The 26,635-nt window shown below is 68.7% G+C and carries 27 protein-coding genes and 4 pseudogenes; 21 read left to right on the top strand and 10 right to left on the bottom strand.

Annotation, left to right across the window (positions count from 1 at the left end; translation table 11 throughout):
• Positions 1–120: 120 nt before the first annotated feature.
• On the bottom strand, positions 121–1,527 hold the full coding sequence (locus tag ACQEXA_RS07770) for an IS1380 family transposase (protein ID WP_433129171.1): 1,407 nt from the start codon (positions 1,525–1,527) through the stop codon (positions 121–123).
• A gap of 200 nt (positions 1,528–1,727) precedes the next feature.
• On the opposite strand from ACQEXA_RS07770, the pseudogene ACQEXA_RS07765 reads away from it, so the two are divergent.
• The 10 genes and pseudogenes from ACQEXA_RS07765 to ACQEXA_RS07720 all read left to right on the top strand — a co-directional run.
• Positions 1,728–2,351 (top strand): annotated as a pseudogene (locus tag ACQEXA_RS07765) (recombinase zinc beta ribbon domain-containing protein); the annotation flags it as partial.
• A 120-nt stretch (positions 2,352–2,471) separates the two neighbouring features.
• Positions 2,472–2,753 carry a hypothetical protein gene (locus tag ACQEXA_RS07760; protein ID WP_433134830.1) on the top strand — a complete coding sequence of 94 codons (282 nt, stop codon included), beginning with the start codon at positions 2,472–2,474 and terminating at the stop codon, positions 2,751–2,753.
• A gap of 465 nt (positions 2,754–3,218) precedes the next feature.
• A complete protein-coding gene (locus ACQEXA_RS07755) occupies positions 3,219–3,446 on the top strand; it encodes a hypothetical protein (RefSeq protein ID WP_432935771.1) in 228 nt (75 codons plus the stop codon).
• Entirely contained in the window at positions 3,443–4,042 is a 600-nt protein-coding gene (locus ACQEXA_RS07750) for a hypothetical protein (RefSeq protein ID WP_433129169.1), read from the top strand. The genes ACQEXA_RS07755 and ACQEXA_RS07750 overlap by 4 nt, the downstream gene beginning before the upstream one ends.
• A gap of 2 nt (positions 4,043–4,044) precedes the next feature.
• A complete protein-coding gene (locus ACQEXA_RS07745; protein WP_433134485.1) occupies positions 4,045–5,226 on the top strand; it encodes a DNA primase family protein in 1,182 nt (393 codons plus the stop codon).
• Positions 5,227–5,535: 309 nt separating this feature from the next.
• On the top strand, positions 5,536–5,772 hold the full coding sequence (locus ACQEXA_RS07740) for a hypothetical protein (protein ID WP_432935778.1): 237 nt from the start codon (positions 5,536–5,538) through the stop codon (positions 5,770–5,772).
• Positions 5,769–6,119 carry a hypothetical protein gene (locus tag ACQEXA_RS07735; protein WP_433129167.1) on the top strand — a complete coding sequence of 117 codons (351 nt, stop codon included), beginning with the start codon at positions 5,769–5,771 and terminating at the stop codon, positions 6,117–6,119. Before ACQEXA_RS07740 ends, ACQEXA_RS07735 begins: the two co-directional genes overlap by 4 nt.
• Before the next feature lie 113 nt (positions 6,120–6,232).
• Positions 6,233–6,853, top strand: a complete 621-nt coding sequence (locus tag ACQEXA_RS07730) for a hypothetical protein (protein ID WP_432935783.1) — start codon at positions 6,233–6,235, stop codon at positions 6,851–6,853.
• Between the two features lie 435 nt (positions 6,854–7,288).
• Positions 7,289–7,627 (top strand): hypothetical protein, encoded by a 339-nt coding sequence (locus tag ACQEXA_RS07725; RefSeq protein WP_432935785.1) that lies wholly within the window; start codon positions 7,289–7,291, stop codon positions 7,625–7,627.
• Positions 7,628–7,990: 363 nt separating this feature from the next.
• Positions 7,991–8,842: an HNH endonuclease gene (locus tag ACQEXA_RS07720; protein WP_433129165.1), complete on the top strand. Its 852-nt coding sequence runs from the start codon at positions 7,991–7,993 to the stop codon at positions 8,840–8,842.
• Between the two features lie 363 nt (positions 8,843–9,205).
• On the opposite strand, the gene ACQEXA_RS07715 is transcribed toward ACQEXA_RS07720, so the two are convergent.
• Positions 9,206–9,409 carry a hypothetical protein gene (locus tag ACQEXA_RS07715; protein ID WP_433129163.1) on the bottom strand — a complete coding sequence of 68 codons (204 nt, stop codon included), beginning with the start codon at positions 9,407–9,409 and terminating at the stop codon, positions 9,206–9,208.
• Positions 9,410–9,624: 215 nt separating this feature from the next.
• Positions 9,625–9,804: a hypothetical protein gene (locus ACQEXA_RS07710; RefSeq protein ID WP_433129161.1), complete on the bottom strand. Its 180-nt coding sequence runs from the start codon at positions 9,802–9,804 to the stop codon at positions 9,625–9,627.
• A gap of 304 nt (positions 9,805–10,108) precedes the next feature.
• Between ACQEXA_RS07710 and ACQEXA_RS07705 the strand changes: the two genes are divergently transcribed.
• The 4 genes and pseudogenes from ACQEXA_RS07705 to ACQEXA_RS07690 all read left to right on the top strand — a co-directional run.
• A complete protein-coding gene (locus tag ACQEXA_RS07705) occupies positions 10,109–10,330 on the top strand; it encodes a GntR family transcriptional regulator (RefSeq protein WP_432935794.1) in 222 nt (73 codons plus the stop codon).
• A 21-nt stretch (positions 10,331–10,351) separates the two neighbouring features.
• Positions 10,352–11,032, top strand: a pseudogene (locus ACQEXA_RS07700) (phospholipase); the annotation flags it as partial.
• 453 nt (positions 11,033–11,485) lie between these two features.
• On the top strand, positions 11,486–12,667 hold the full coding sequence (locus ACQEXA_RS07695) for an SMI1/KNR4 family protein (RefSeq protein WP_433134483.1): 1,182 nt from the start codon (positions 11,486–11,488) through the stop codon (positions 12,665–12,667).
• Positions 12,668–13,250: 583 nt separating this feature from the next.
• A pseudogene (locus tag ACQEXA_RS07690) lies at positions 13,251–13,552 on the top strand (DUF6000 family protein); the annotation flags it as partial.
• A gap of 6 nt (positions 13,553–13,558) precedes the next feature.
• Here ACQEXA_RS07690 and ACQEXA_RS07685 read toward each other — a convergent pair.
• Positions 13,559–13,755 (bottom strand): annotated as a pseudogene (locus tag ACQEXA_RS07685) (IS110 family transposase); the annotation flags it as partial.
• Between the two features lie 287 nt (positions 13,756–14,042).
• On the opposite strand from ACQEXA_RS07685, the gene ACQEXA_RS07680 reads away from it, so the two are divergent.
• Positions 14,043–15,713: an alpha/beta hydrolase gene (locus ACQEXA_RS07680; protein WP_432935858.1), complete on the top strand. Its 1,671-nt coding sequence runs from the start codon at positions 14,043–14,045 to the stop codon at positions 15,711–15,713.
• Positions 15,714–15,932: 219 nt separating this feature from the next.
• Here the strand turns inward: ACQEXA_RS07680 and ACQEXA_RS07675 are convergent, their stop codons facing one another.
• From ACQEXA_RS07675 to ACQEXA_RS07660, 4 genes are all read right to left on the bottom strand, one after another.
• Complete coding sequence (locus tag ACQEXA_RS07675) at positions 15,933–16,814, bottom strand: GNAT family N-acetyltransferase (protein WP_432935861.1); 882 nt, start codon at positions 16,812–16,814, stop codon at positions 15,933–15,935.
• 465 nt (positions 16,815–17,279) lie between these two features.
• Entirely contained in the window at positions 17,280–18,500 is a 1,221-nt protein-coding gene (locus ACQEXA_RS07670; RefSeq protein WP_433129159.1) for an RNA-guided endonuclease InsQ/TnpB family protein, read from the bottom strand.
• A gap of 10 nt (positions 18,501–18,510) precedes the next feature.
• Positions 18,511–18,933 carry a hypothetical protein gene (locus tag ACQEXA_RS07665; protein WP_432935866.1) on the bottom strand — a complete coding sequence of 141 codons (423 nt, stop codon included), beginning with the start codon at positions 18,931–18,933 and terminating at the stop codon, positions 18,511–18,513.
• Positions 18,934–19,562: 629 nt separating this feature from the next.
• Positions 19,563–20,570 carry an IS110 family transposase gene (locus tag ACQEXA_RS07660; RefSeq protein ID WP_432935868.1) on the bottom strand — a complete coding sequence of 336 codons (1,008 nt, stop codon included), beginning with the start codon at positions 20,568–20,570 and terminating at the stop codon, positions 19,563–19,565.
• A gap of 341 nt (positions 20,571–20,911) precedes the next feature.
• Between ACQEXA_RS07660 and ACQEXA_RS07655 the strand changes: the two genes are divergently transcribed.
• Together ACQEXA_RS07655 and ACQEXA_RS07650 are read left to right on the top strand one after the other, a co-directional pair.
• Entirely contained in the window at positions 20,912–21,232 is a 321-nt protein-coding gene (locus ACQEXA_RS07655; RefSeq protein WP_432935869.1) for a hypothetical protein, read from the top strand.
• 72 nt (positions 21,233–21,304) lie between these two features.
• Positions 21,305–21,700: a VOC family protein gene (locus ACQEXA_RS07650; RefSeq protein ID WP_432935872.1), complete on the top strand. Its 396-nt coding sequence runs from the start codon at positions 21,305–21,307 to the stop codon at positions 21,698–21,700.
• A gap of 201 nt (positions 21,701–21,901) precedes the next feature.
• Here ACQEXA_RS07650 and ACQEXA_RS07645 read toward each other — a convergent pair whose 3' ends face one another.
• A complete protein-coding gene (locus ACQEXA_RS07645; protein ID WP_432935874.1) occupies positions 21,902–22,669 on the bottom strand; it encodes a phosphatase PAP2 family protein in 768 nt (255 codons plus the stop codon).
• 89 nt (positions 22,670–22,758) lie between these two features.
• On the opposite strand from ACQEXA_RS07645, the gene ACQEXA_RS07640 reads away from it, so the two are divergent.
• From ACQEXA_RS07640 to ACQEXA_RS07625, 4 genes are all read left to right on the top strand, one after another.
• The gene (locus ACQEXA_RS07640; RefSeq protein ID WP_432935876.1) at positions 22,759–23,130 is read left to right on the top strand and encodes a BlaI/MecI/CopY family transcriptional regulator; all 372 of its coding nucleotides are present in this window, start codon (positions 22,759–22,761) and stop codon (positions 23,128–23,130) included.
• Complete coding sequence (locus ACQEXA_RS07635; RefSeq protein WP_432935878.1) at positions 23,127–24,056, top strand: M56 family metallopeptidase; 930 nt, start codon at positions 23,127–23,129, stop codon at positions 24,054–24,056. Before ACQEXA_RS07640 ends, ACQEXA_RS07635 begins: the two co-directional genes overlap by 4 nt.
• A 569-nt stretch (positions 24,057–24,625) precedes the next feature.
• Entirely contained in the window at positions 24,626–25,018 is a 393-nt protein-coding gene (locus ACQEXA_RS07630) for a VOC family protein (RefSeq protein WP_433129157.1), read from the top strand.
• A 37-nt stretch (positions 25,019–25,055) separates the two neighbouring features.
• On the top strand, positions 25,056–26,126 hold the full coding sequence (locus tag ACQEXA_RS07625; RefSeq protein WP_433129155.1) for an adenosine deaminase: 1,071 nt from the start codon (positions 25,056–25,058) through the stop codon (positions 26,124–26,126).
• Here ACQEXA_RS07625 and ACQEXA_RS07620 read toward each other — a convergent pair.
• Positions 26,123–26,623 (bottom strand): mycothiol transferase, encoded by a 501-nt coding sequence (locus ACQEXA_RS07620; protein ID WP_433129153.1) that lies wholly within the window; start codon positions 26,621–26,623, stop codon positions 26,123–26,125. The two genes, ACQEXA_RS07625 and ACQEXA_RS07620, sit on opposite strands and share 4 nt — an antisense overlap.
• Positions 26,624–26,635: the final 12 nt, after the last annotated feature.

Genomic DNA, 26,635 nt, shown 5'->3' with positions numbered 1-26,635 from the left:
CCGGTCGGCTCATGAAGTGATCTTCTGAGGTTGGGGCCCGGGTATGGGCAGGAGGTGTCCGCTGGTCTGCCCAGCTTTTCCACGATTTCGGCTCCGGTCGGGCCCTGGCGGGCGAAGTGGTCAGGAACGTCGGGCTGCTTCGGGTGGTGCGTGGAGGGTGGCGAACAACTGCGTCCAGGGGTCCTGCCAGGGCCATTGTCTCGGCAGGTGCAGGGTCAAGCGCCGGGCGGAGCGGGCGATCCGGGCGGGGACACGGACGAGGTGGGCGCGCAGGGTGGCGGTGGTGGCTTTGGCGTGGAAGGTGGAGGCCAGGGCGCCTGCGGCCCGCAGCAGGTTGTAGGCCATGGCCCACAGGGTCAGCCAGGCGGCGTTGGCGTGGAAGTGTCCCGAGGGCAGGTGGGCCAGGGCGGAGGCTTTGCTGTCGGCGATGACCTGCTCGACGACGGCGTGGTGGCGGTGTTCCCGCTCGGCCTGGAGGGTGGGGGCGGGGTTGTCGGTGAAGAACGGGTGGTAGCGCCAGACGGGGAACAGTTCGCCCTGCTCGCCGACGGTGGCGGGTTTGGCCAGGTCGCGGACCCGGCGCACGATGAGGCGGGCGGTGACCTGCTCGGCCTTCTTGCGGCCGGTGAACGCGGTGTAGGCGGGGATCTCGGCGACCTGGGCATTGAAGATGAGCTCACCGGTGTCGGGGTCGGGCACGGCGGTGGGGTAGGTGATCTGCTGCCATGCCTTGTCCGGGACGGCCAGGACGGCCCGTTTGATGGAGGGGTTCATGCCGCAGGTGATCGAGAAGCGGGCTTTGGCCCGGCGGCAGGCGGCGATCACGCCGGCGTTGTAGAACTGAGAGTCCGCGCGCAGGACGCGCAGGCCGGTGCAGCCGGCCTCCGTGGCGGTGGCCAGGGCCTCACTGACGAGTTTCGGGGCGCCCCGGGAGTCGGCTGCCTTGCCACGCCGCATCCGCACCGTGGCGATCATCGGCCTCGAGTTGGGGGTGCAGATCGTGGCGAGCAGGGGGTGCAGGGTGCGCACTCCCTTGAACCGGCCGTACTGCGCGCCTTGCTTGGTCCGGCCGTAGACGCGTTTGTGGGTGGAGTCGACATCGATGAATGCCTTCTCGCTCGCGCCGGGCAGCAGCGGGGTGTGTGCGGTCAGTGCGGCCAGGAACTGGCGGTGCGCGGCGTGGAGTTGGAGCGCGTGACCGTGGGTGAACGCACGCAGGAACGTGCCCAGCGTGGACGGGGCACGGATCCCGTCGAACAGGAGGGACATTGCACCGTGCCGCAGGACGTCCAGGTCGTCGATGCTGTCCGCGCCCGCGACCATCCCGGCCACGATGCTCATGACCTTGGCGTCGGCTGCGGCCCCCGCGCTGTTCTTCGCCCCGCCAAGCTTCACCTTCTCCGCCGTCAGACGGGCCAGCCCGCACCGCTCGGCCAGTCGTATCACCGGGACCAGCCCGGCGTACGCGACCAGATTCGTGTCATCGAACGCGGCGGACACCGCCGCAGCGGCATGGGAAGATTGCATCTCGCGGGTGTTCTCTTGCTCTGTGGATGTGGAACCGTAGGAAGTCCCATCATCCCAGTTCAGAGGGCATCCGCGTCTTCATGTCCGAGCCCTGGACTGGCTATTGCTCGGTGGATTGAGGCTTAGATAGCCGCGACGGGGACGCCTTCCGCTTCAGGTTCGTAATCCAGGCTGAAGTGGGACGCGCCGAACGTGAACGCATGCGGGACCGCAACCGCTCCCGAACCCGCCGCCTGCGCCGTGCTGGCCGCTGGCCTGGCGGGACAACTCCCCACGGATACAAGGCCGTTGACAACCCTGACGGCCCTGGCAAGGTCCTGGACATCGAGCCAGCGGAGGCAGCGGCCATCCGCGAAGCGGCTGACGCGGTCCTGGCGGGCGATAACGCGACCCTGGTGGCACGCCGGCTCAACCACGCAGGCGTCAAGCCACGACGCGCCAAGGAGTGGACCAGGGTCGTCCTGGTGGGGGTCCTGACTGGTGACGCTGTCCTGGGGCGAATCAGCGTTAACGGCCGTCCCCTCCGCGACGAGGAGGGCGACATCCTGGCTCCGTATCCCGCTGTCCTCACCGTGGCCCAGGTTGCCTCTCTAAGGGCCGTTCTGGCACCAAAGGAGGGAACGGCCCAGCGCGGTGGCCGCAGGCCCGCCAGGCTCCTGTCAGGCCTCTTGTCCTGCCACTCCTGCGGCTCCGTCCTCCAGGTTGCCAGGAGGTCCCCGCGTTCACGATCAGGGGCCGAAGTCGTGTACCGCTGTCCGTCGCGGGGGAACGGCGGAGGCTGCGAACGGCCTGTCACAGTGGCTGCGTTGACGATTGAGGGGCACGTGGAGGCTCGCTACCTGGCTGCGGTTGGCAGCCTGCCCATGTATCGGGAGACAGTCCGCGTCACTGGCGTGGAGGACCTGGCAGCGGTTGACGCGGAGATCAGGGAGACACTCGCTGACATGGCGACGAACGCAACGGCGGACACGTTCGCACGTCTTCAGCGGCTCCAGGCGCAGCGGGCAGAGCTGGCGGAGTTGGAGCCTGAACGCAGGACGGAGCTGGTCGCAACCGGCCGGAGCATGGCGGAGCACTGGGCGGAGTCGATGACCGACGATCGTCGGGCCCTCCTCGCTGACGCCCTGGAGGAGCTTGTCCTCCTGCCTGGCGTGCGAGGCCGCCGCGGCTTCGACCCGGACCGGCTGTTGTGGCGCTGGGCCGACGAGGGGGACGCGGCGGAGTAGCCGTTAACGGTCTGAGCTGCGGTTACTCGCAGCGGGGGAGGTCATCACCTGTACCTAGGTAGAGGGCCGACACGGCACCTTGCCACAGCGGGGGACATCCTCCCCGGTCAGTAGCGAGGGCAGGGGAAGCCCCACGCCCCTCACAAGACGCGTTCGTCGGACGGCCAACCCTTCCGAACGCGTTAACGCAGTCAACCGCCAGCGCAGAGGCGGTATAGAAGTACGCGCAACGGGCCCACCCGGGCCTGGCGGGATCAGCGAGGACGTGGCCGTCCGCTCGCTGGTTTCGACCAGGTTCCGGGTGGGCCCTTTTTCTGTCTCCGGGGCGCGGACCGGTCAACTCCGCGCAGTCTCCTTTCGGGTGATGGGTGAGAGCGACCCGGCTGGCAACCAGTCAGCCGGGCGTTCGCCATGCCCAGCGAGAGGAGGCGACACCCACCCAATCCGAAGTGCAGGAGAACACCCGTGAACGACACACCGCAGGTCAAGCCCACCACCGCCCGATCCTGGGACGGAGTCTGGCTCCTCACCGTCCGCTGTCCGTTCTGCACGAAGTTGCACACGCACGGCGGAGGCGACGGAGACGCGCCGGCCCGCTTCGGTGGCCGTATCAGCCACTGCAAGACCGGCGACCAGGGCGTTTACGAGATCGTTGACCCCGCCGCTGCCAGCAACGAGGAGGGCCGCAAGTGAATCTCTCCGCCCTTCCCGCCAGCACGGGCCGGTATGAGACCTGCCCCGTTTGCCTCACGCCTGACGCGCTGTGGGTCGAAGACATCAGCGGCATGACATACCTGGACCCCCTCTGTGACTGTGCCTACACGGACGTCCTGGAGGCCCGTGACACGGCGGACGACAACGAAGGGCCCTTGTGGCGCGAAGGGTCGCTGTCTGAAGCGGACCTGGCTGCGCGCCTGGGCGTGGAGTACCTGAAGGGCCGCTACGTCGCCTGGGGCCGCTCCCGCTGGTCCGGCTGGACCGGGAAGGTCTGGAAGCACTGCGAGGAGGCCCAGGTCTACGGGGCCATGCGGAAGGCCGTGACGACCCTCGTAAACGTCGAAACGGCGGAAGCGAACCGTCGCCTGGAGTCCGCCATGACAGCGGCCAGCAAGATGACTGACGACGACGCGGCGAAGGCTGCCCGCGCTGAAGCCACCAAACAGCATGCCGAGCGCATGAAGATGCTCCGGGGCCTGTTCTGGGTCAACCGCATTAAGACGCTCCTTCAGGGGCCCGGGAAGTCCTCCACGTCGACTACGGAGTGTTTGACACGCACCGAGACCTGTTGAACGTGGCCAACGGTGTCGTGGACCTCCGGACCGGCGAACTGACCGCGCATGACCCGGCGCTGATGTTTACGAAGATCAGCGGGGCGAACTACGTCCCCGGGGCCCAGCACAAGGACTGGGACGCTGCGCTGACCGCGCTGCCCGAAGACGTGTCTGGTTGGATGCAGGTCCGCTTCGGCCAGGCCGCTACAGGCTACGCAGCGTCAGACGACATCGTGCCCTTCATGTTCGGGGGAGGCGGCAACGGCAAGTCTTCGATCCTGAACGGCATCATCGGCGCGCTGGGCAAGGATGAGCGCGGCGGATACGCGGTACCCATCCCTGACAAGGTCCTCCTGGGCAACCAGAACGATCACCCGACAGATCTGATGACGATGAAGGGTGCCCGCTTCGGGTCCATCGAAGAGCTGCCTGAAGGTGACTACCTGAACGCTGTCCGCCTGAAGAAGGCAGCGGGAACGGACGGCATGACGGCCCGGTACATCGGGCAGGACTCCGTGTCCTGGACCGCGACGCACAGCCTGTTCGTTACGACGAACTACAAGGTCCGCATCGACGCTGTGGACGAGGGCACCTGGCGACGCGTCGCTGAAGTCAGGTTCCCCTACTCGTTCAGGGGTGACGACCCGGCGCGGCCGAAGGACCCCACCCTTCGTGAACGCATCACCGAGGGCAGGGACGGCCAGCACGAAGCTGCCCTGGCCTGGCTGATCGCCGGAGCGATGGCCTGGTATGAGGCAGGCAGGGTCATCCCGCCCATGCCCGACAGCGTCCGCGCCGACACCGACCAGTGGCGACACGGCAGCAACAAGGCTGTGGAGTTCCTGGACGAGTTCTGCGAGCCGGCGGAGGGTCATGCCATCCCGTCAGCGCAGGTCTTCCAGGCGTTTACGACCTGGGCCAGGAGCAACGGACAGCGGCAGTGGACCGCGGACACGTTCTGGACCCGCGCTGAACAGCACGCCTGGTTCCGCAGCGGGAAGGCCGACCGGCCCCGCAACCCTGTCCGTACCGCAGCGTGGGAGATCGACGGACAGAAGCCTCCTCGTGCACGCCTGATCACGGGCCTGCGCTGGGTCAGCGACTACCGGCCGGAGACAGCGGCGGACGCGTTCGGCGACCTGGCCCAGTGGCGGCAGGGGTGGCACGGGTGGCACAGGCAAATATGGCCGTTTCCCCTATAGAGAGCTTCCCTGGGGAATCGACCATCTGAGCCTGTGCCACCTGTGCCACCCCCTGGTCACCGCTCCTGCCGCTGACTCCGCCGCTGTAGGCCTCCGCCCTTCCCGCTGCCCTGACGGCTGTCCCTGCTCGCTGTCCTCCTGGAGGCCTCTTGCTGTGATCTCCCCTGCCCTGCGCCAGCTCCTCGGCCTCGCTGACCGCCTGGCCGCCCCTGCCGATCGGCTCCTGGACCTCCTCGGCACCGCAGACCGCGTGCCTGACGGGGACCCTGCCGACTCCCTCAACTCCACTGACTACGAAGGAACTTCATCGTGAACGACACGCCCTCGCCCGCGGACATGCCGCCGCGGAGCACTTCACCCAGCACGCTCCAGCGCAACGCGGTCCGGAACCTGGTCACGGGCCTGGCCCTCAAGCTGTCCGCCCAGGTGGACCCCGACCTGGACGCCCTGGAGGTCCTGGCGAAGCTTCTGGATGCCCAGACGCGCGCTGGGGAGTTCAGCCTCCGCCTGTCCCAGCGGCTGGACGCGAAGGACACCGCGAAGTGAGCGCCGACCAGGACACGCTCATCGCGGAGGCCCTGGCCGCGGTCCTGGAACCTGACCCGAACGGCGCTGTCGTCTTCTCCTGGGTTTACGACGTCACGCGGGCGCACGTGGACCAGCGCTACGGCTTCAGGCCCTCGCTGGGCGAAGTGAAACGGGTCCTGCGCGCCGCTGGTGTTGTGGTCCGACTCCCGCCGACCCCGGGCCAGCCGCAAGTTGCCTATGGCGTCGTATTGGCCCCGCACGCTGCCCCGCCGGAGCCTGGTCCGCGCCCCCGTCCGGCCGCGCAGGCAAGTCCTCCAGCGGGCGACCTGGACGCGCGAATTCGTCGGGCCCTAGGCGGCTCCTGAGCCGCTCCTGACGCCCTAACACTCCTGCCTCCTGGCCCAGTTACAGGAGGCCCTCCCAGGCCCGCACATGCCCGCCTGGCTCGTTAACGACCCTTCTGAACGGAGTTCCAACCATGTTCACGTCCTACGACGTCAACGCTCCCGACTTCCTGCCCGGAAACGTTCCGCCGCCGGCCGCCGTCATCAAGGCCAACAACGAACGCGATACCGCGTACGACGCCTACGAAGCGAAGTACTTGGAGTTCAGCGACGTCCTTGACGATGGCGCCATAGAGCGTGCCGCCCAGCGTGACCAGGCTGCCGCCCGTGCTGCCGTCCTGGCTGGCGAGGACCTGAGCAAGCTGCCCAGCGAGGTCGACCGTGTGCGACGACTTCAGCCGGTAGCCCGGGGTGTGGTCCAGGCCCTCGCTGAGAAGGTCAGGGCCGCCGATACTGTCGTCTTCCGCGCCTGGACCGCCGCGCTGCCAGAGACGGCCGAATTGGTCGACAAGCTGCGGGACGAGGCGGAGGCAGAGTTCAAGGCCGCCGAAACTGCCTACCGCGCTGCCCTGGGCAAGTTCCGCGGCCTGGTGCAAACGACCGCGTACGTCCGCCTCCAGCGCGCTGGGAAGGTCCGCACGCTGGTCGACGCTCCGGGGTTCACGATGTACACCCGCCTGGGCGAGACCCAGTCGGAGCTGGCCCGCTACTGGCTGCTGGCTCATGGCGTGCCTGGTGCAGAGCAGGACGCGTAACTGATCCGTTAACTCCGCTGTGGGGCCTGGCTTACCACTGGGCCCCGCCTGGGGTAGGGCAGGCACGCCACGGCCGGAGCGCCAGGCCAGCGATGCAGCGACGATGCGCCATCGCTGTCGCTGTCGCTGTCGACAGGTCCTCGCGTTGCGCTGTCGCTCCGCCGGCTAGAGGCCAGGCCGTAGGGCAGGTAGGCCGGGCCAGGGCTGCACGCCTGCCCGATGCGGTAGCGACGATGCGGCGACAGACCTTCACGATTCGCGCTGAAGTTGCACAGCGTGACCCCCACCCCCGGGGGGTGACCCCTGCCGGCCTGGGGGCCCTGAACGCGGGGGAGGGCTCTGCCCCGCGCGCCCGGTTCAGGGACCTGATTCTTCACGCTAAGTTCACAAATCGCGACGCTCCGTCGCCAGACCTCACTACTAGGAGTGACCCAAATGAACCGACATCTGATCATCGCCCTCTCCTTCATGGAGTACCACGGCACCGACCAGGACGGCCGGCCCCGCACCTTCACGCCTGACGAACTGAAGGCCGTCGCTAACCACTTCACGGTCCCCAACCAGGGCCCGCACAGCGAGGCCGGCGCCGCTGTCGTCAACCGCTGGACGTGGACCTCTCCGGCCGCCTCCGCAGCCTTCCCGCGCCAGTACATGACCCTGGCCGAAGGCGGGGAGCGCTTCCGCTGCGCGGATCACGGCTGTCCCTGCGGCTGGTCGTACACCTACGCGCCTGGGGAACCGATGGCCGTGCCAGCGGAGGTGCCGGCAGTTTGAACGTCTCATATGCCCTGATGGACATGCGGATCGGTACAGACGATCACGTCATAGACCGCATCCGCGCTGAACACGCTGCGTGCCGCTGGGCCGACTGTGCCCACCTGACTGCCTTCGAGGCACACGAGGACCACATGGAGTCCCTGGGCCGTGGCTGGCGCAACCGCCCAGCGCAGCGCCACCGCCGGCCTGACAGGCCGTAACGCCTGTCTCGCGCCTTCCCGCTGCTGACCTGACACGGGACAGGCCGGCGGCCTGACGGGGCGCCTGGTGGCCTCCAGGGCCGTCCCTGCGCCTCTCCGGCCGCGGAGGAGATGGTCTCGCCTGTCAGAAGTACAGCCACCACCGAGAGGGGTTAACGATATGCCGTCCATGCTTGCCGACCAGGCCACGCGTCAGCGATACAACAAGTCTTTGCGCCTGAAGGGCGTCCCAGCGAAGGCGTGTTCACGCTGTCACACGGTCCGGAGTCTGGGCCAGTTCAGCGGCGCGGAACACCGATGCAAGCCGTGCTGTGCTGCTCGTCAGGCCACCAGGCGCAAGGACCCCGCTGTAAGGGCATCGGAGGCCACGCACAAGGCAGAGTACCGAGCCGCGAACCGGGACCGCATCGCCGAGTACGGGGCCGCCTACCGCGCGGAGAACCGGGACCGCATCGCCAAGCGTCAGGCAGAGTACCGAGCCGCGAACCGGGACCGCATCGCCGAGCGTCAGGCAGAGTACCGAGCCGCGAACCGGGACCGCATCGCCGAGTACGGGGCCGCCTACCACGCGGAGAACCGGGACCGCATCGCCGAGTACCAGCGCCGCCGACGCAGCGACCCAGCGACGCGGGACCACGTCCTTGCCCGGAAGCGCGCCAACGAACAGCGGCGCACCGCGCTGAAGTACGGCGCAGAAGCCGACGGCCACTCCGCTGACGACATGCTGGCTTACTGGGACGCGGAGGACCTCTACGCCTGCGTTTACTGCGGCGGACCGTACGAGGCTATCGAGCACTCCGTGCCGCTGCGCCGCGACGGAGCGCACGTCCTGGAGAACCTGGTCCCCGCGTGCACCGCTTGTAATGCAGCGAAGGGGGACCGCTGCCCGTACGAGTTCCTGGCGGAGCGCTTCCCTGGCCTGGCACCACTCCTTGCCCCGCTGATCGAGTCGTCCCCGCGGCTGTCGGACGAGGAGATGGAGCGCCGGCTGGCCGCCTACCGGGCACGCTAGGATAGCGAGGTGTCCGCGTCATGACCGCCGCGACCGGACAGCCAGGGGACAGCCAACCGACACCACGTCAGGCCCTGTCCGCCCTCCAGGCCCTTCGCCAGGAGCTGACCACCGCACGTGACCGCGCCGGTAACCCTGTCCCTCGTCCTGACAGCCCTCTGCCCGCTGTCGTCCCTGGTCAGAGGGCTGGCCGCCGGCTTGTCCGGGGCCTGGCCCTGGCTATTCGCGCGGTTGACCGCGACTGACCGGCCCTGTCCGCGCTGTGGCCGCGCGCCTGGCCACTGTGGCCAAACGACAGAAGCCTGACCGCCCCTAGTCCGGGATCGCGGTCAGGCTTCTGTCGTTTGGCCAGGCTGTCCGCGGTCAGTCGTCGTCGTCGCTGGCCGCGTCCAGCCGCTCCAGGCGGAGCGTCGCCACGTTAACGACGTCCCGAGTCAGTTCCGCCAGGGCCCGCACGCAGACACGCAGCTCCGCCCTGGACGCCGCCATGTCGGCAGCCAGCTTCAGGGCCCGCTCCAGGGCGTCCTCCGCGGCTGTCAGCGTGGCCTCTTCGAGCGAGTCCGCCATGCGGGAGGCAAGCCCTCCGCCCTCGCTGACGAAGGCGGAGTGTCCGTCGCCAGTACCGGGGAGCCGTCGCAACGGCGCTGCACTGCTCCAGAGCACTCCAAGGCTGTCCCGATGCGGGCCAGGGTGACCAGAACTGAGGATGCAGACGAACCTGGGGAGCCTGTCAGCATTCGCGCACCGCGGCTGGTCGCTGCCCTTCTCCACAGCTGGGCGGCTCATCGGGCGTCCACCGCTGCGAAGAGGGCGTCCAGAGAGACCAGGGCGTCAGCGAGGAGTTCTTCGTCCCGGGCCTCCGGACGCGCCAGCTCCGCCAGGCGGAGGAGGTCACGGAGGAGGTCCGCGTCCTCGTCGCCCAGGCCGTCCAGGAGGCCGAGGATCAGATCCGTGCGGGGCACCTCCGGCAGCTCCGCCTGACTAACGGGCCATGAGGCATACGCATTGTCATGATCTGCGTACCCTGCGTGGTCCGCATCGCGGAGACAGCCGCCCAGGCCGTCACCGCTGAGTCCAGCAGCCAGGTGTGTGGGGACCTTCGCATCGCACGTACGATCGTCCATGTCATCGCTCCCTTGAAGCGGTGGCCGGCCCCAGGACGGCTTCCCTCCGTCGCTGGGGCGTCTTCTGTTTGGGCTACCGAGACTAGCTGACTAGTGAACCAGTGCGATAGCCGGGCAGCGGACTATTGCGCAGGCTGGTCACATGGATCTTGACCGTTCGGTTCCGTTCGCCCCGCAGGTAGCCGCTGACCTCCGCCGCAGGCTGGACGCTGGCGAGTGGCAGCGTGGGGACCGGTTCCTGGGAACGGTGGCGATCTCCGCGGAGTACAACATCAGTCAGTCGACCGCCGTCCGCGCTGTGGGATTCCTGGTCGCGGAGGGACGCCTACGCAAGGTGATCCCACGCGGTTTCTTCGTCGTATGACGTGCGTCTGATGGAAGTTCCGACGGCGCGATCCTGTGTCACAACAGCTGCACCCTGGTCAGCAGCCCGGTCGCCCTCTGGGTGGACATCCAGCGCATCGTCGACTTCCTCAAGGCGCACCCGGATCAGTTCATCACCGTCTTCCTCGAGGACTACGTCGACCCGGGCGTCCTGCGCAGTGAACTGGCCCGTGTGAACGGGCTGTCGGACGTGCTCTACCGGCCCGACCAGACCGGGGTGCGACAGAACGGCTGGCCGAAGATGGCAGACCTCATCGCCGCGAACCACCGGCTGCTGATCTTCACCGACCACAGCCGCTCCTCGGACGAGTCCGCCGGCCTCACCCGTGACAGCTTCGGTGTCATGTACCAGAAGGACTGGACGGTGGAGAACTACTGGTCCATGGGCTCGGGCATCGGCTCCTCCGACTGGTCCTGCTACAGCCGCTGGTACGACGCCAACACCAACATCCCGCTGACCCGCACGGAGCCGGGCTTCCGCCCGCTGTTCGTCATGAACCACTTCCGGGACGCGGCGATCGCCTCCACGGCGCAGACCGACAACATCAAACTCGCCGACCGTGCCCAGCGGTTCTGCCAGCCGGCCGCCCGCAAGAAGCCCAACTTCCTCGCCGTCGACCGCTACGACCTCGGCAACCCGGCCGCCGCCGTGAACACGCTGAACACGTACACGTATCCGTAGGCCCTCGGCGTCTGTGGTGTGCGCCAACCGCTCGGTCTTCGCAGCGGCCGCGAAGGGGCCGTACTCGTCGAGTCCGGCCCCAGCGGCGGTCACTGGGTGCGCTGACAAGCCACAAGGGGGCGCGTGCTGCCAGCCGTACCAAAACACACGCCCGGGCGGCCATGTGAGCCGCCCGGGCATCAGTCGGGAGTTCCTTGCGCCGCATTGCGGGTTGGCAAGGTCGCCGCTGGAGCCGAAGGCTCGTTGCAAGGGAGCTGCACTCTCGGCCCTCGGGGCTCAGGACCTTCTTCGCGCGGCCCACGGCGGTGAGCAGCTGGATGCCGGATGCCTCGCGGACATCGAGAGCCCGGCCGGCGAGCCAGCGGTCAGTGATGCCGACTGTGTGCTCGGCCCGCCACTGCCGCATCACTGGAAGACGGCGGCGCCGCGCAGCGATGTACGCTCCGCGCTCTTCTGTCAGTCCGCGCCTCTAGGGTCAGCCGCATAACTACCGACCTCGTTCAGACCTCGTGGGATCGCATCGACAGGTGGCTGCGCGAGTACGCCCCGCGTACCTTCGCCTCGCTCGGACCGCCCGCGACGGACGAGGAGATCCGGGCGGCGGAGGCGGAACTGGACCTCACTTTTCCTCCCGACCTGGTCGCGTCTCTGCGCAGGCACAACGGGGCGCTGGGCGGCGTGGAGGCGTTCCAGTTCACCACGCATGACCGGCTTCTCGGCGTGCGCGAGATCGTCGAGGCGACCAGAGGCCTGAGGGGCATCGCCGCCGACCTGGACGAGGAGGAGCGCGAGTACTACTGGCACCAGGGGTACCTCAAGATCGGTTCCTACGGGGTCACTTCCGACGGCCTCAGCATCGACTGCCGCGCAGGGCGGGGTTCGCATGGTGCGATCGGACGGTTCTTCGACGAGACGGGGACCGATTTCGGGCGCGCCGACTCACTGGGCGCCTATGTGGCGAAGCTGGCGGACCAGTTGGAAGGCGACAAGAACCCGCGCGCGGTGGCGTTCAACGGTCGGCTGATCTGGGAGTCGCCAAGTGCTGCCAGCCCTGAATGGGGCAGCCCGGACGGCCCGATTCCCGGGCCGGAGGCGCAGCTACCACCGCTGGCTCTGCCAGGCGACCCGGCGGAACCTCTCATGGTGGGCTACCTGTTGGGACTCCAGGAGTTCGGCGCGCTGGTCGCCACACTGCCTCGCGAGCGCGTGGCCGAGGCTGCGCACAAGCAGATGCGCAGGCTGGCCGTCGAGACCGGGCTGGCCAAGTACACCGAAGTCGGCACGGCCCTGGAAGCGCTGGAGCGAGGCGAAGCCGTACCGCCACGGGGCCAGTCCGGCCCCCTGAGCCTGCGGCTGCGCCACGTGATCGTCCAGGCTGGCACTCAACGGGACGACCTTCGCAGATGGGCGGCGGAAACGATGGCGCACGCGGTATGGGGCTCGCCGCATCAGGCGCTGTACAAGATCGCAACCACCCGTAGCCGACTGAGCTTTGACTGGCGCGCCGAACTGCTTGCTGACCTCGGCAACCCACCGATACCGCCCATGCCGGACGACCATTTCTGGGCGGTGCTGCGTAACCCAGCCATCGACGCGAGCTACTACGCGAACCGCTACGCCCGCGACGGGGGCTGACCGCACAGCTACCAGCGCCTGCGGGGGTGTGCGGATGTGGTCCACCGTCACCGTCCGTCATTACGAGTCAGACGCCTGGCCGGCGCTCATCGGGGCGCCGACGAGGGACTGCAGGGCGCGGACCAAAAGCTTCGCGTCTGCGCTGGAGAGCGGGGCGAGGAAGCGGCGTTCCATCCATCACAGACCTCATCGCCGCAGGCGTGACGCACATCGTGCTGAGCCTACGGAGCCCATATCCCTCACAGTTCGCGCGATGGCTCGCCGACGAGATCATCACGCCCGTACGCAGCGTGACCGGAGAATTCTGCTGACGCGGCCGGGGGCTCGCGCGTGAAGACGTTGATCGGCCGGCTGTTGTATGTGACGTACACCGTGGAGGGGATGTGGGCGTTGCTGCGGCGCCACAGCTGACGGTGGTGAACCTAGCGGAGCGCCCACGACGGGCTCAGCCACAGGGCGGCAGCAGCCAGCTCTCCCTCAGCCCAGCTCTTTGCCGGTAGGCCCGTTTACTCTGTCGCATCCGTGACGGTGGCGGTACGGCGCTCGGCCCTCGCCGGCCTTGTCCGCCCGGCGGCGTGCCGGTGAACTGGGCGTCCTGCTCGACGAGGGATGGCGCGAGCGTAAGACTGCGGCCTGGCTCATTGCAGTTGCAGGCGGAACCGAGTTCCGCGAACGGCTCGGCGAACTCCTGCTCGCCAGTGAAGACCCTACGCAGGGCAGGCATACTGCGTCGCGCTCGCCACGTTCGGCACCGCTGCCGACGCCGACATCCTGGTCGCTTACCTGGACCGATATCTGCGTCGCCCCGATCTCTACTACGACCAGACAGTCGCCCTCGGCACGCTCCTGTTGCTCGACGCGAGGCTCGACACCGGCCAAACGGCAGCCCGGGGCGGCGCCGCCGTCCGCCAGGTCGATGCTCCAGGTCACCTCGTCGCCCAAGGGCTGGCCTTCCGCGAGGAGTTGGAGCAGTTCCGGCTCGTCGTTGGCGACGCGTCGCGACAGCAGTCGCTGGCCGCTCGCTCTTCGATCGCGACGCAGTGGTGGTGGGTCTTTCCTGCGTCGATCCCGGCCCAGATCGCGGCCATGTGGTGCCTCCGTGCGGCGTGCTGTTGGTGCCTCTCACAGCCCACCTCGCTGTCGATTCCCCGCGGATTCCTATGGAGCGATCATTCGCAATTCCTCGTGGGCAGCCGAGTCGTCGTGGGCGCCGGGCGGCCCCTCGATGGAAGCGACAAGCGGCAGAAGGTTGAAAGCCACACCCGCCGTACCTGGGTGGGTGAACCATACGAAGGGCTTACCGCGTCTCGCTGTACAGCGTAGAAAGTTTGAGCGGCATGCCGTTCCGATGGGCCAGGGGCAGGGGGACTCGCGGGTGCGCACGCGCATGTGGATCTCGGGGCGTTTGACTTGGACTTTCGGTAAGACAGCGGACAGGTTCGGTGGTCGCTCGCGGCTTGTCGTGTTGTCCGCCGCCCTACGCCGACGCGCTGCTGCGGGCCTGCTCGCCATCGCCGTCGTGGTGGCCGCAGGGGCCGGGTGTGATGTCATCGAGGGCTCGGGCTCGGGGCCGTCCGCATCGACCAAGGGCGGCGCGGCGACCCGCCGGGTCGAGGCCAAGGCGACGAACCCGCCATCGGGGCTGCCCGCAGCCTTCACCACCGGTCAGCGGCTCGACTGGTCGGCCTGCCCGGCGCCGTCCGCGGCGCAGGGTGACGGTGCCGCCCCGGGCGACGGCTGGGAGTGCGCCACGATGAAGGCGCCGTTGGACTACCGGCGGCCCGGCCGCGGCACGATCGACGTCGCCATGATCCGGAAAAGGGCCACAGGACCGGAGCGGGAGCGGATCGGGTCGCTCCTCCTCAACTTCGGAGGACCCGGCCGGTCCGGCGTCATCGGGCTCCCCACGTACGCGGCCGACTATGCACCGCTGGGCGAGCGCTACGACCTGGTCAGCTTCGATCCGAGAGGTGTGGGCGGGACCGCCCCCGTCAACTGCGGGGACAAGACGTTCGAGGGCGGCGACGCCTGCAAGAAGCACTCCGGTGGGCTCCTGCCGTACGTCGGCACCTCGCAGACGGCGCGCGACCTGGACCTGATGCGCTATCTCCTCGGTGACGAGAAGCTGAACTACTTCGGCGTCTCCTACGGCACCGAGCTGGGCGGCGTTTACGCCCACCTGTTTCCGAAGAACGTGGGCAGACTCGTACTCGAAGCCCCTGTCGACCCGACGCAGGATCGCCTGCAGGGCAACATCAGCCAGGTCGAGGCCGTCCAACTTGCCTTCGACCGCTTCGCGCAACACTGCGCGAACACATACGACGACTGCCCCACCGGCAGCGATCCCGAGCAGGCCGACCAACGTGTCATCGAGCTGCTGGACAAGCTCAAGAAAGAGCCCGCATCCACCGACGGCGACGAGAAACTCGACGGAGATCTCGCCGCTCACGCCATCGCGAACTACCTGGATCTCGGTGAGGAAGGCTGGGGGCCGCTCGTGAAGGCGCTCAATGAGGTCATGGAGCGGGGCACCGGCAGCAAGCTGCTGCAGAAGGCGTACGACCAGGCCCCAGGCGCCCGGGTCCGGCCCTGGGCCGGCGTGAGCGCCCGCAGCGAGAACTCCGGCGGCAACGGCGTCTCCGCCTTTGTCGCGATCACCTGCGCCGACTCCAACGTGCGCCCTGGATTCACCAAAGCCGAGAACATGATCAAGCGGACCAAGGCGGCATCCCCCATCTTCGGCGAAGCATGGTCCGCGATCGTCTACCTCTGCTACGACTGGCCGTTCAAAGGCGAGCGCGCCACCCCGGACGTCAGCGCGGACGGCGCTCCCCCGATCCTCGTCGTCGCCAATACCGGCGACCCGACGACGCCGTACCCGGGCGCCAAGCGCATGGTCGGCGAGCTGGGCAAGGAGGTTGGCGTCCTGCTGACAGTGCGGGCCGAGGGCCACGGGTCCTACCCCTACAACCGCTGCGCAACGAGGGTCGTCGACACATACCTCCTCGACGGCACGGTCCCTGGGCACGGCACGACGTGCTCGTAATACGCCCTCCAGGGCACGAGCGCCTGCCCCATTCCCCTACAGGCGTGCATCTATGGGCATGCCTCCCCACCGCGTAAGAACCCACCCAGATCGGCTCGGAGGGCCTGTGCTCTGCTCACCCTTCGGTGGCACGCACGCACTCAAGCTTCGCCAGGCGCGTATCGAACGCGCCGACGGGCCGGGTGAGGCGATACCCAGGTCCGGCCCGTCCGCGCGCCGCTAGAGGCCGAGTTGGTGCTGGTGTGTCGAGTGTGTGGGTGTGTAGCCGAGACTCTCGTTGATGTGTCTCATGTGCGTGTTGCTGTCGGCGGTGTCGGTCACGAGGCCACCGAGGTCCGGATAGTGCCCGAGGGCATGTCGGATCGACGCAGCCTTCATCCATCGGCCGAGGCCGTGACCCCGGTGTTCAGGCAGCACGCCGGTGCCGTAGTGCTGGCCGTCACCTGTGCCGCTGCCGGGGATGACGAGTTCGGTGAATCCGACGATCGAGGCGTTTGAAATGTCGATGGCGACGACGGTGTGCAGGTGGTCGCCGCGCTGTTCCACAGTCTTCGCCGCGGCCCGGACCTGGTCCACGTCCCAGGTCACGATGCCGTAGTGGGTGTCGTCCATGGGCATGTCGTCCATGGCGCGGCGTGAGGCGGCGAACGTCTGGGCGAGGTCGTCGGGGACGGTTCCCTTCCAAGATGCCAGCCGGTAGCCGGGATGCGGACGCTCAATGATCTCGGTGAGGGCGGCGGTGTCGACGTCGGCAAGTGACAAACGGGAGTACCGCAGGGTGAGGACCCTACGGAAGCCGCGCGCCGCCAGAAAGCGGTCGCCGGGCGATCCGGCCTCAGCCTGCGCGATGACGCAGCGTCGGGTGTTGTTCCGGGCTGCTGCCACGGCGGCGTCGAGAAGTCGGGAACCTACGTACTTGCGTCGCTCGGCGGGATGGACACCAAGGGTCAGTTCGGCCAGGTGCTCCTGACCGGGATCGGTGAACAGGCGCAGAAAGGCCGTCCCGACAGGAATGGAATCGGCGTCGGACGCCAGCCAGGCAAGACGCCGGCTGTGTGGCGCGTGAGCGGGGTCGGTCAATGGGGTGATGCGAAGCGACAAGGCGTCTCCGTCGTGAGGTGGCGGTAAAGGTGAGTACACGGGCGCAACTGCTGGGCACTCCTGCGCATGTGCTCCACACCTCCTCGTCGACAGTGCCGGTCCGGAAAACGCGGACGGCTGGGGGAACCTAGCTGGCCGATCGGTTCCTCGGCAACGGGTTATCGAAAGGCTGGTACGGGCGTGTTGTCACAGCCATGCATTGATGGCAGTCACCAGCACCCTGGCCTCGTAGCGGACCGCCGATTTGGGGCCGGGCAAAGTCGGCTGCTGTTGTTGCTGGACTGCAGTCGGTCGGGCGGATACCGAAACTGAGCCCGGGAGCACCAACCTCGGGGCTGTCACACCGTGCCGCGCCGTCGGAAGATGCGGCGCCCCGACCGGAGGGCGAAGAACAGAACCTTGAAGGCTCCCCTCCCTGAAGGGAGGGGATTCTCCACCCTCCAGGGCTGCGTGGGGATTCACGGCTCAGGCCGCCTCTTGGTCCAGCGGACCAGGTGGTCTTACGCCCTCGGCACCGTCCGGGTTCCAACCTGCCCGGACCAGCATCACGCGGGCGGAGTTCTTGTCCCTGGGGGACACGGCTGCGCACACGGTGCAGGCATACGTTCTCATCGAGAGAGGGAGTGCGTGCTTGGTTCTCGCCCCGCACGTTGCGCAGTCCATCGTGGTGTGCGCCGGGTGCACGAGACGGACGTCCCGTGCGTGCTTGCGGCCCATCTCGATCAGGGCGCGCTTCGTCGCCGCGATGGCCGCGTCGGCCGCCTTGCGGGCCATGGTGGTCTTCGCGAGGAACTTCGGGCGGAAGTCCTCCACCGCCACTCCGTCATGATCGCGCATGACGGCCTTGGCCCACTTGCGGCCGGTGTCCTCACGCTGCCGCGCGATCTTCTTGTGCAGCTTCGCGGCCTGTGCCTGCGCCTTCCGGTAGCCGGTGGATGCACGCTGTCCTTTCGGTCGCCGGCGCCGGGCCATCATCCGCTGGTACTTCGCGAGCCGCTGAGCGGACCGCTTGCCGTGTTCGGCATGCGGAAGGTCGTAGGCGTCGTCGGTGGTGGTCGCGGTCTCCTTCACACCCCAGTCCACGCCCAGGACGTGGCCGGTCTCCACAAGCGGCTCGACCTGGGCCGGGGCGACGAAGGAGGCGTACCAATGCCCGAGCGTGTCCTGGTACACGCGCACACTCGACGGGTCGGCCGGAAGAGCCCGCGACCACACCACGCTCAGCACGATCTGGCCCGCAAGGTGCAGGCGGCCCTCCTTGAGGCGGAAACCGCGCCGGGTGTAGTTCAGCGACGGTCGGCTGTCACGCTTGCGCTTGAAGCGGGGCATCCCCGCCCGGCGGTGCTGCGCAAGCCCGTCCTTGATGTCCTTCAGCGCCTTCGCCCTCGACCTGGCGAAGTCCCGGATCACCTGCTGCTGCGGCACGCTCGCGCCCTCAGCCAGCCACGCTGTCACCCCGCGGGCGTCGGTCAGCATCCTGTCCAGCTGCGCCGGACCACACGTCAGCTTCTCGCCGCCCGCTCTGCTCTGCGCGTGGGCCTGCCGGGACTTGGCCACGCATTCGTTCCAGATCCAGCGGCAGCGATCCCACTCGGCTTCGAGTGCGCGCCGGGCTGTCTTCGACAGGCGTACACGGAAGGTGTACCGGGCATGCCCGGTGTCCTTCGTGGTCGCTTCTGTCGTCATGCATCCGAACCTACCTGGGAGGACTGACAGTTGAGAGTTCTTGACCGTTGTGGGCGGCATCACGGCCGTGCGGGGTGGACGCCGGATCGCCCTGACGGCGATCCGGCTGTCCCTGCCCTGCTCCGCAGGAGTCCGATTCCTCCCCGGCCTGAAGGCCGGGGCATCCTCGGAGAAAGCCGGTGATGGCCAGTGCGAAGTTGAGCGCGTCAATGAGTTCGACGACCAGGTGGGGTGCGTGCAACAGGCCGGGCACCTTGGCGCTGATCATTCCCAGGCCCATGAGGAGAGGGAGCCAGGCCCAGAAGAAACGCATGCTCGGGTCGGGGCTCTGTCCCTTCGAAACCATGGTGCGTTCCCACCAGCGGCTGCCGAGACTTCCGAGAACGAGCAGACATCCCAACGCGACTACGGACCAGTCCATGAACCGCAGCATCACGCCTCCTTGATCGCCAGGATCTTCCTCTTGAGACAGGCCGCACGCAAGGGCCGCGTTCCGAGTTGGTGATCCATTCGGCAGTGTCGGTCACGAGGAGCAGGAACGTATGAGAGCCGAGCGAAGCGCGGTACTGGGACCAGGGACTCTCTCCTGGACTTGGTGGTGCGCATGTTCGTGCATGCCGGATCGATAACCTGTGTCGGCGCCACGTGCCGTGGTGCGAAGCTGCGGCCATGACAGCACCCCACCCATGAGGGCCAGGGCTGTCAAGCGTAGAAATGGCCCCGGCCTGCGGCTTTTGTTCTTCGCCGAGGCGTTTTCCTTTGTGGGCCTTCCTCGTGCTCGTCTGGCAGGGCTGCTGTTCACAGCTCTGAATCGGGAGCGAGGAAGCGTCACCAATGTTCAGGGGTTTGGTCGTTGACGTCCCCGATGTGCTGATGGCCTGGCGGAGTGGGGCTCACATCCACCCATTCGGCGTCTGGCCGGGCGGGCCGGCGCCATGACCGTGGTGCGGGGATCCGGGCTGCTCAGTCAGCTCATCGAGCGCGGGCGGCAGCCCGTCTCATGGGATGTTGCGAGCTCACCCGGGGTCTGCGACCACCCCTGGCGGTTGTCGTCGGCTGGTGTCATCGGGACCCCTGCCGGTTGTGTTGGGTCTGGACTGCGCGCAGCAGATGGTAGGCGCGGGCCAGCAGGCGGCGGGCGATCGCGGTGGTGGCGATCTTCTTGCCCCGGCGGTGTGCGATGGCCTGGTAGGAGGCTGCGAATTCCGGCGAGCGTTTCGCGGTCTGGGCGGCCTCACACAAGATCCACCGCAGCCAGTCCGAACCCTGTTTGGAGATGTGGCCGTGCCGGACCGTCGTATCCGAGCTGCGGACCGTGGGGGTGAGCCCCGCCCACGCGGTGAGCTTGCGGGCGGAGGGGAAGCGGCTGATGTCACCGATCTCGGCGACGATGACCAGGGCGGTGAGCGTGCCCACCCCCGGCAGCTGGGTGAGGGTTTTGACCCGCGGATCACCACGGGCGTGCGCGACCAGCTGCTGGTCCAGGGCGTCGATCGGTTCTTTGAGGGCGTCCATCAGGACCAGGAGATCGTCGACCACGCGGCGGGAGGCGTCCGGCGGGTCCAAGCCGTCGAGCCAGACCCGGCCCGGGGCGGTGAAGTAGCCGCCCGGCCGGTCGCAGCCGTGGTCCGCCAGGACGGCGTGGACCCGGTTGCGTAGCAGGGTCCGCAGCCGCACCAGCTGGCAGCGGTGCCGCAGCAGGGCCCGCTGCTGCCGCACGTCCAGCGGGGCGATCCACGCCTCCGGGAGAAGGTCGGCCCGCAGCAGCTGAGCCAGGGTCGCGGCGTCGACCTTGTCGTTCTTCAGCCGCGCGGAGGCGATGGCCTTGCACCGCAGCGGGTGCACCAGGTGCGGCTCGAAGCCGTAGTCCTCCAGCAGTTCCACCAGCCAGCCCCAGCCGTAGGCGGCCTCGAAGGCCACCGGGGCTCCGATCGGAAGATCCCCGATCACCGAGAGCACCGACTCGACCCCGTTGGGCACCTTCCGATTCACCTGCACCGCACCGTCGTGATCAACGACCGCGATCTGCGAGCGCTTGCGGTGCACGTCGATGCCGACGTAGACCGACATTGAGGGCCTCCTTTCCGAGCACGTATGGGACCCGGAACCAGAATCCACCGGGCTGTGCAGGAAGGGGGGCCCGGCCCTCATAGAGTCAGCTCAGTGAACTGGACTACCTTCGGGAGATTGAGCGCCCCGCGAAGGGCGTCGCCGCGGAGGCATCCAACGAAGGATGGCTCTCGTTTCAAGCAGACTCAGAGGATTCGACACCCCTCCAGCGCAGCGTGAATGGACTTGCTCGGGCTCTCCGCCATTACCACTTCGAGGGCGATGGATGTATGGAGGAGGACCGGCCCCGGGTCAGACTCGTCGGAGCCACAGTGCTCAAGCCCGGGGCCATGCCGGCTGGGATGGAGGAAGGGTACGAGGTGGTGTGTACGCGCATCGGCGTCGAGCCCAGGTCTGAGGGCTGGGCACTGTGGAACACCTGGAGCGACGGGGAGTTGAAGGTGACCATGGTGGTGTCCGCCGTCGAGACGACCGAGGGGCTGATCCAGAACTGGTCACGAGGAAGGGCCATCGATCCGGTGGCTCCGCTGCCGTCCCAGATCGCCCTCGTCCGCCGGGACTGGATAGGACCGATGACATTCTCGCCTCGCGCCGTCACTCGGATGGGCCTCAACGGTGAGCCGCTGTCCTGGACGATCGATGCCAAGGGTCAGTGGGCGTAGCGATCCTGGACTTGCCGGACGGGTGGCGGGACCCCATACGCTGAGCCCCCGTCCTCACTCACTGGGGGAGTCATGACCTGTAGGTTCACCGAGTTGGTTGTCGACTGCCACGATCCGGAGCTGCTCGCGGCCTTCTGGTGCGCGGTCCTGGACTTCAAGGTGATCGACCGGAGCGAGGACAAGGTCGAGATCGGCTCCTGGGAGCCGACCGTCGAGGAGGTCCTGGCCCGCCAGATGCCGCCCACTCTGTTGTTCATCCGGGTGCCCGAGGGCAAGACCGTGAAGAACCGGCTCCACCTGGACGTCAGCCCGATCGACAGCAGCACCGACGACGAGGTGGCCAGGCTCCTTGGCCTTGGCGCCGCCAAGGTGGACGTGGGCCAGGGCCCTGGCCGGAGCTGGGTGGTCATGGCCGACCCCGAGGGCAACGAGTTCGACGTCCTGCGCACCCTGGCACCGCCCAACTAGATGATCCGCCCGAAGGGTCAGCGGTCGTCGACGGTCAGCGAGCGCAGGGCCGGCTGTCCGCTCCGGTCGCGGTGCCAGATGGTGGTGGTCAGCGTGAGGAGCGCTGCATGACGCGGGCCACGACGCCGGCGGCTGTGCGGCCTTGGTTCAAGTACGGCACCCGGCGGCCGGGGCGTCGAACCGCTGTGCGCACGGCGTCATTCAGGGGGCCGGGGACCCAGTCGACTCCGGTGTGGCGGTGCCGGTACGCCGCACCAACCGGATGGCGGCGTAGGTGCACAGGCTCAGCCAGCACAGGGCCAGCAGCCAGCCGCCCAGCACGTCGGAGAACCAGTGGACGCCCAGATACACCCGGCTCAGGCCGACCAGGGCGCCCCAGATGAGGGCAACGGCCACAAAGCCGGCTCGACCCCGCGGCGCGCGCACCAGGATGGCCAGGGCCAGCAGCCCGGCGGCCATGGCGGACGTCGTCGTGTGGCCCGAGGGGAATGACCAGCCCGACGCGTGCGTCACCCAGTTCTCTGTCGCGGGGCGGGGGCGTGCAGCCAGCGACATCACGCTGTAGCGCACGGTCTGTCCCAGGGCCAGGCAGGCCAGACAGGCGGCGACGGCGACCACGCGCTGCCGCAGCGTGCGTCCGATCAGGAGACCGGCGACGGCGGCCAGGAGATAGGGCACCAGCCCCGTCCCCGTGTACGTCACCGCCCTTGCCACCGAGACCCCGACCGGTGGGCGGTGGCCGACCGACCAGGCCAGCAGATCCTGGTCACCGAAGAGCGGGGCGCCGCCGCGTCCCTTCACGCTCAGGGCCAGCAACACGAACGCCACCAGGGCGCCCACCGCCGTCGAACCGGCGAGGTCGGCCCTGTCCTGCCGCCTCACCACGGCATGTTGCTCACGGCGGCCGCGTTCGGCGGCCTGGTGCGCGAAGCTGCGCCCATAGTGGTGAGCCCCTTCCATAATGGACATGCGGTCCGGGACCGGCCCGACCGCATAAAGACTACAATCTTGTAGACGGTCTACGGCAATGTAGACGACGGCGGGGTGAGGAAGGTTCCATGGCCGAAGCGAAGGACGAGCGCCGCCCGGCAGGTGAGCTGGAAGCGAGTGTCATGGCCGCCCTCTGGGCCGCCGGCGCCCCCCAGACCCCGGGCGAGGTGCAGCTGAGCCTCGGCGCGGGACTCGCCCGTACGACGGTGACGACGATCCTGTCCCGGCTGCATGAGAAGGGCGTCGTCGGCCGCGCGCGCCAGGGCCGCGGCTACGCCTACTTCCCGGTCCAGGACGCCCACGGGCTCACCGCCCGGCGCATGCACACCGAACTGGACCGGGACAGCGACCGGCACACGGTGCTGGCCCGGTTCGTCGCCCAGCTCAGCGAGGACGACGAGCGTGTCCTGCGGGACCTACTGGAATCGGGTGAGCAGTGACCTTCCTGTTGCTCGTTCCCCTGGCCCTGCCGTTCGCGACGCCCCCGCTCGCACGGCGCGCTCTCGCACGGCTCGCGCCCTCGACCGCGCTCTGGCTGGTGGCGGGCTCCACGCTCGTGCTCGCGTTCTGTTCCCTGACCGCGCTCGGCGCCTTCGTCCTGACCGGGCTGCTCCAGTTGCCGCTGTTCGCCGCGCTCGGCGCACTCGTCCGTCCGTTCCGCGCCGGGTCGGACCTGTTCGTGGTGCCTGCGGCCGCGTTTTCGGTGGGCGCGCTCGCCGTCTGCCTGTGGGCCGTGGGCCATGCTGTGCTGCGCCAGTCCAGGGCCTTCCGCGCCGCCACCAGCGAGGCGGACCGCCGCTCCACGGCGGGTGACCTCTGCGTCATCGACGCCCCGCACCCGGAGGCCTACGCCCTTCCCGGCAGGCCGCACCGCATCGTCGTCACCACCGGCATGCTGCGCAGCCTCGGCCCGGACGAGCGGGAGGCGCTCTTCGCCCATGAACGGGCCCACAACGCCGGCGGACACCACTACTTTCTCGCCCTCGCCGAGCTGGCCGCCCACTGCCACCCCGCGCTGCGTACCGCGGCCGCGGTCATCCGGCTCGCGGTCGAGCGGACGGCGGACGAGGCCGCCGCCGCGGTGGTGGGGGACCGGCGGCTGACCGCGCGTGCCATCGGCCGAGCCGCGCTCGCCGCCCGCGCCGGCCACCGGGAGCGGCCCTCCTTCGCGGCCGCCGTGAACACCGGACCGGTGCCGCAGCGGGTCGCCGCCCTGCTGGCGACCCCCCGCACGCCGCACCGGGCCGTCTCCTGGATCACCGCCCTCCTGGTCGCCTGCGCCGCGCTCTCCGCCTGCGCCTCGGCGACCGGAGTCATCGGCTTCCATCACCAGGTCGAGGTCGCACAGGGCGAGGCCGCCCGCTGAACGGCCTCGGTGGCCGGGAGCGACGAACGACATAGGCGGTCAGGGCCGCTGAACGGCCTGGGCGGCCAGGGCGAGGACGGCTGCCGACAGGGCTTGGGTCACCAGGGCGAGATTGGCCGCTGACAAGTCCTGGGGGCCAACGCGAGGGGGCGCCGACAGGGCCCGGGCGGCCAAGGGGCGGGAAGCCGCCGAAACGACCTCGACGAGCAGGGCGAGGGGGGCCGCCGGAAACGACTTGCGCGACCAGGGTGCCGAACGCCCTCGAACCGCCTGGAGCGCCGTCCGCCGCTCCAGGCCCGAGCCCCAGCCGCACCCGGCCTGAGCCCAGCCGCTCCAGGCCCGAGCCCCAGCCGCACCCGGCCTGAGCCCCGTCGCACCCTGCCCGTGCCGTGCCGCTTCCGTCCCTTGCCCCGCCACTCCGGCCGGCGGCGGGGCCGACCCGACCGCACCCCCAGAACGCCGCCCCGCCGCCTCCGGCACCCGCCGTCACCCCGCCAATGCACGTGCCGGAATGCCGTACCCTACGTGTTACGTATAACCCCGCACCGCCGTACTCCCCGGAAGGCCCCATGAGACGTATCGCCCTGGTCACCCTCGTCGTCGACGACTACGACGAGGCGATCCGTTTCTACACCGACGCACTCGGCTTCCGGCTCACCGCCGACGAGCCGCGGCCGGACGGCTCCCGGTGGGTCGTCGTCGAGCCCGGCGCCGCAGGTCACAGCACCGGGCTGCTGCTCGCCCGGGCCAAGGACGAGGCGCAGCGCGCCCGGGTCGGAGACCAGACCGGCGGGCGCGTGGGCCTCTTCCTGCACACGGACGACTTCGCCCGCGATCACGCCCGGATGACCGCCGCCGGCGTGACCTTCCTAGAGGAACCGCGGCACGAACCGTACGGAACCGTGACCGTCTTCCAGGACCTGTACGGCAACCGCTGGGACCTACTCCAGCCCGCCGCGTGACCCGCCCTCAGAACCAGCTGCCGAGGAACCACCGCACATGACCGCCCCGCGCATCGACATCGAGACCATCCGCCGCCTTCCGAAGGCCGTCCTGCACGACCACCTCGACGGCGGTCTGCGCCCCGCGACCCTCGTGGAGCTCGCCGACGAGGTCGGTCACGTCCTGCCCACCACCGATCCGCAGGCGCTCGCCGACTGGTACTACGAGGCGGCCAACTCCGGTGACCTGGTGCGCTACATAGCCACCTTCGAGCACACCCTGGCCGTCATGCAGACCCGCGAGGGCCTGCTGCGCACCGCCGAGGAGTACGTCCTGGACCTCGCCGCGGACGGCGTCGTCTATGGCGAGGTGCGCTACGCGCCCGAGCTGATGCTGAAGGGCGGTCTCACCCTGCCCGAGGTCGTGGAGACCGTGCAGGAGGGTCTCGCGGCCGGTATGGCGAAGACGGCGGCAGCAGGCACCCCTGTCCGCGTCGGCACCCTGCTGTGCGGCATGCGCATGTTCGACCGCAGCCGGGAGATCGCCGACCTCGCGGTGGCCTTCCGCGACGCGGGCGTGGTCGGCTTCGACATCGCGGGCGCCGAGGACGGGTTCCCGCCCGCCGATCACCTCGCCGCGTTCGAGTACCTGCGCGACGAGAGTGTGCCGTTCACCATCCACGCGGGCGAGGCATACGGCCTGCCCAGCATCCACCAGGCCCTCCAGGTCTGCGGTGCCCAGCGCATCGGCCACGGTGTGCGCATCACCGAGGACATCGTCGACGACAAGCTCGGCCGGCTCGCCGGCTGGGTGCGCGACCGCCGCATCGCGCTGGAGATGTGCCCGACCTCCAACCTCCAGACGGGCGCCGCCTCCTCGATCGCGGGGCACCCCATCACGACGCTGAAGGACCTCGGCTTCCGGGTCACCCTGAACACCGACAACCGGCTGGTCTCGGGCACCACGATGACCCGGGAGATGTCCCTGCTGGTCGAGGAGGCCGGCTGGACGGTCGAGGACCTGCGCACGGTCACGGTGAACGCCGTCAAGAGCGCGTTCATCGCCTTCGACGAGCGGAACGCCCTCATCCGGGACGTGATCCTGCCCGGCTACGAGGCGGCGCTCTAAAGCAGCCCCCGCACATAGGCGGCCTGTCCGACGTGCTGCAGATCGTCGGACAGGACGCTGACCAGCCGTACGCCCAGGGTGACCGGCGGATCCCAGCTCTCGTCCACGATCCGCTCGAAGTCCTTGGCGGCCAGCCCGCGCAGGAAGCCGAGCGTCTGCTCGTGCACGGCGTCGTAGTACCCGATGAGCAGGTCGGCCGACTCCACCAGCGTCTTGGCGACCTTCCCCGGGGTATGGCCGTACCCCGTGTCCCGGCTGGGGTGATCGAGGCCGAAACGCTTCTCCCACCCCTGTGAGAGCCAGACCTGCTCGAGGCCGGCGGCGTCGGCGACATGGTCGTCCTGCACCCGGGTCAGATGCCAGACGAGCCACGCGATCGAGTTGGCGTCATCGGTGGGCCGGGCGTTCAGTTCGTCCGGGCCCAGACCGCCGACGGCGGCATGGACTTCTTCCTGGATGCGGTCGTACGCGTCGATGAGGATGTCCTTCGCATGCATGGGTCCACCATC

The organism is Streptomyces sp. CA-106110, from assembly GCF_050936285.1.
GTDB lineage: Bacteria > Actinomycetota > Actinomycetes > Streptomycetales > Streptomycetaceae > Streptomyces.
The sequence above is the reverse complement of the archived record's forward strand: the minus strand, read 5'-3'. Positions and strand labels throughout refer to the sequence as shown.

Bases quoted from the DNA above. Each gene is read 5' to 3' on its own strand.
- ACQEXA_RS07770 (WP_433129171.1), bottom strand. From the start codon at position 1,527: ATGCAATCTTCCCATGCCGCTGCGGCGGTGTCCGCCGCGTTCGATGAC.
- ACQEXA_RS07760 (WP_433134830.1), top strand. From the start codon at position 2,472: ATGGCGACGAACGCAACGGCGGACACGTTCGCACGTCTTCAGCGGCTC.
- ACQEXA_RS07730 (WP_432935783.1), top strand. From the start codon at position 6,233: ATGTTCACGTCCTACGACGTCAACGCTCCCGACTTCCTGCCCGGAAAC.
- ACQEXA_RS07725 (WP_432935785.1), top strand. From the start codon at position 7,289: ATGAACCGACATCTGATCATCGCCCTCTCCTTCATGGAGTACCACGGC.
- ACQEXA_RS07720 (WP_433129165.1), top strand. From the start codon at position 7,991: ATGCCGTCCATGCTTGCCGACCAGGCCACGCGTCAGCGATACAACAAG.
- ACQEXA_RS07715 (WP_433129163.1), bottom strand. From the start codon at position 9,409: ATGGCGGACTCGCTCGAAGAGGCCACGCTGACAGCCGCGGAGGACGCC.
- ACQEXA_RS07705 (WP_432935794.1), top strand. From the start codon at position 10,109: ATGGATCTTGACCGTTCGGTTCCGTTCGCCCCGCAGGTAGCCGCTGAC.
- ACQEXA_RS07670 (WP_433129159.1), bottom strand. From the start codon at position 18,500: ATGACGACAGAAGCGACCACGAAGGACACCGGGCATGCCCGGTACACC.
- ACQEXA_RS07665 (WP_432935866.1), bottom strand. From the start codon at position 18,933: ATGCTGCGGTTCATGGACTGGTCCGTAGTCGCGTTGGGATGTCTGCTC.
- ACQEXA_RS07660 (WP_432935868.1), bottom strand. From the start codon at position 20,570: ATGTCGGTCTACGTCGGCATCGACGTGCACCGCAAGCGCTCGCAGATC.
- ACQEXA_RS07655 (WP_432935869.1), top strand. From the start codon at position 20,912: ATGGAGGAAGGGTACGAGGTGGTGTGTACGCGCATCGGCGTCGAGCCC.
- ACQEXA_RS07650 (WP_432935872.1), top strand. From the start codon at position 21,305: ATGACCTGTAGGTTCACCGAGTTGGTTGTCGACTGCCACGATCCGGAG.
- ACQEXA_RS07645 (WP_432935874.1), bottom strand. From the start codon at position 22,669: ATGTCCATTATGGAAGGGGCTCACCACTATGGGCGCAGCTTCGCGCAC.
- ACQEXA_RS07640 (WP_432935876.1), top strand. From the start codon at position 22,759: ATGGCCGAAGCGAAGGACGAGCGCCGCCCGGCAGGTGAGCTGGAAGCG.
- ACQEXA_RS07630 (WP_433129157.1), top strand. From the start codon at position 24,626: ATGAGACGTATCGCCCTGGTCACCCTCGTCGTCGACGACTACGACGAG.
- ACQEXA_RS07625 (WP_433129155.1), top strand. From the start codon at position 25,056: ATGACCGCCCCGCGCATCGACATCGAGACCATCCGCCGCCTTCCGAAG.
- ACQEXA_RS07620 (WP_433129153.1), bottom strand. From the start codon at position 26,623: ATGCATGCGAAGGACATCCTCATCGACGCGTACGACCGCATCCAGGAA.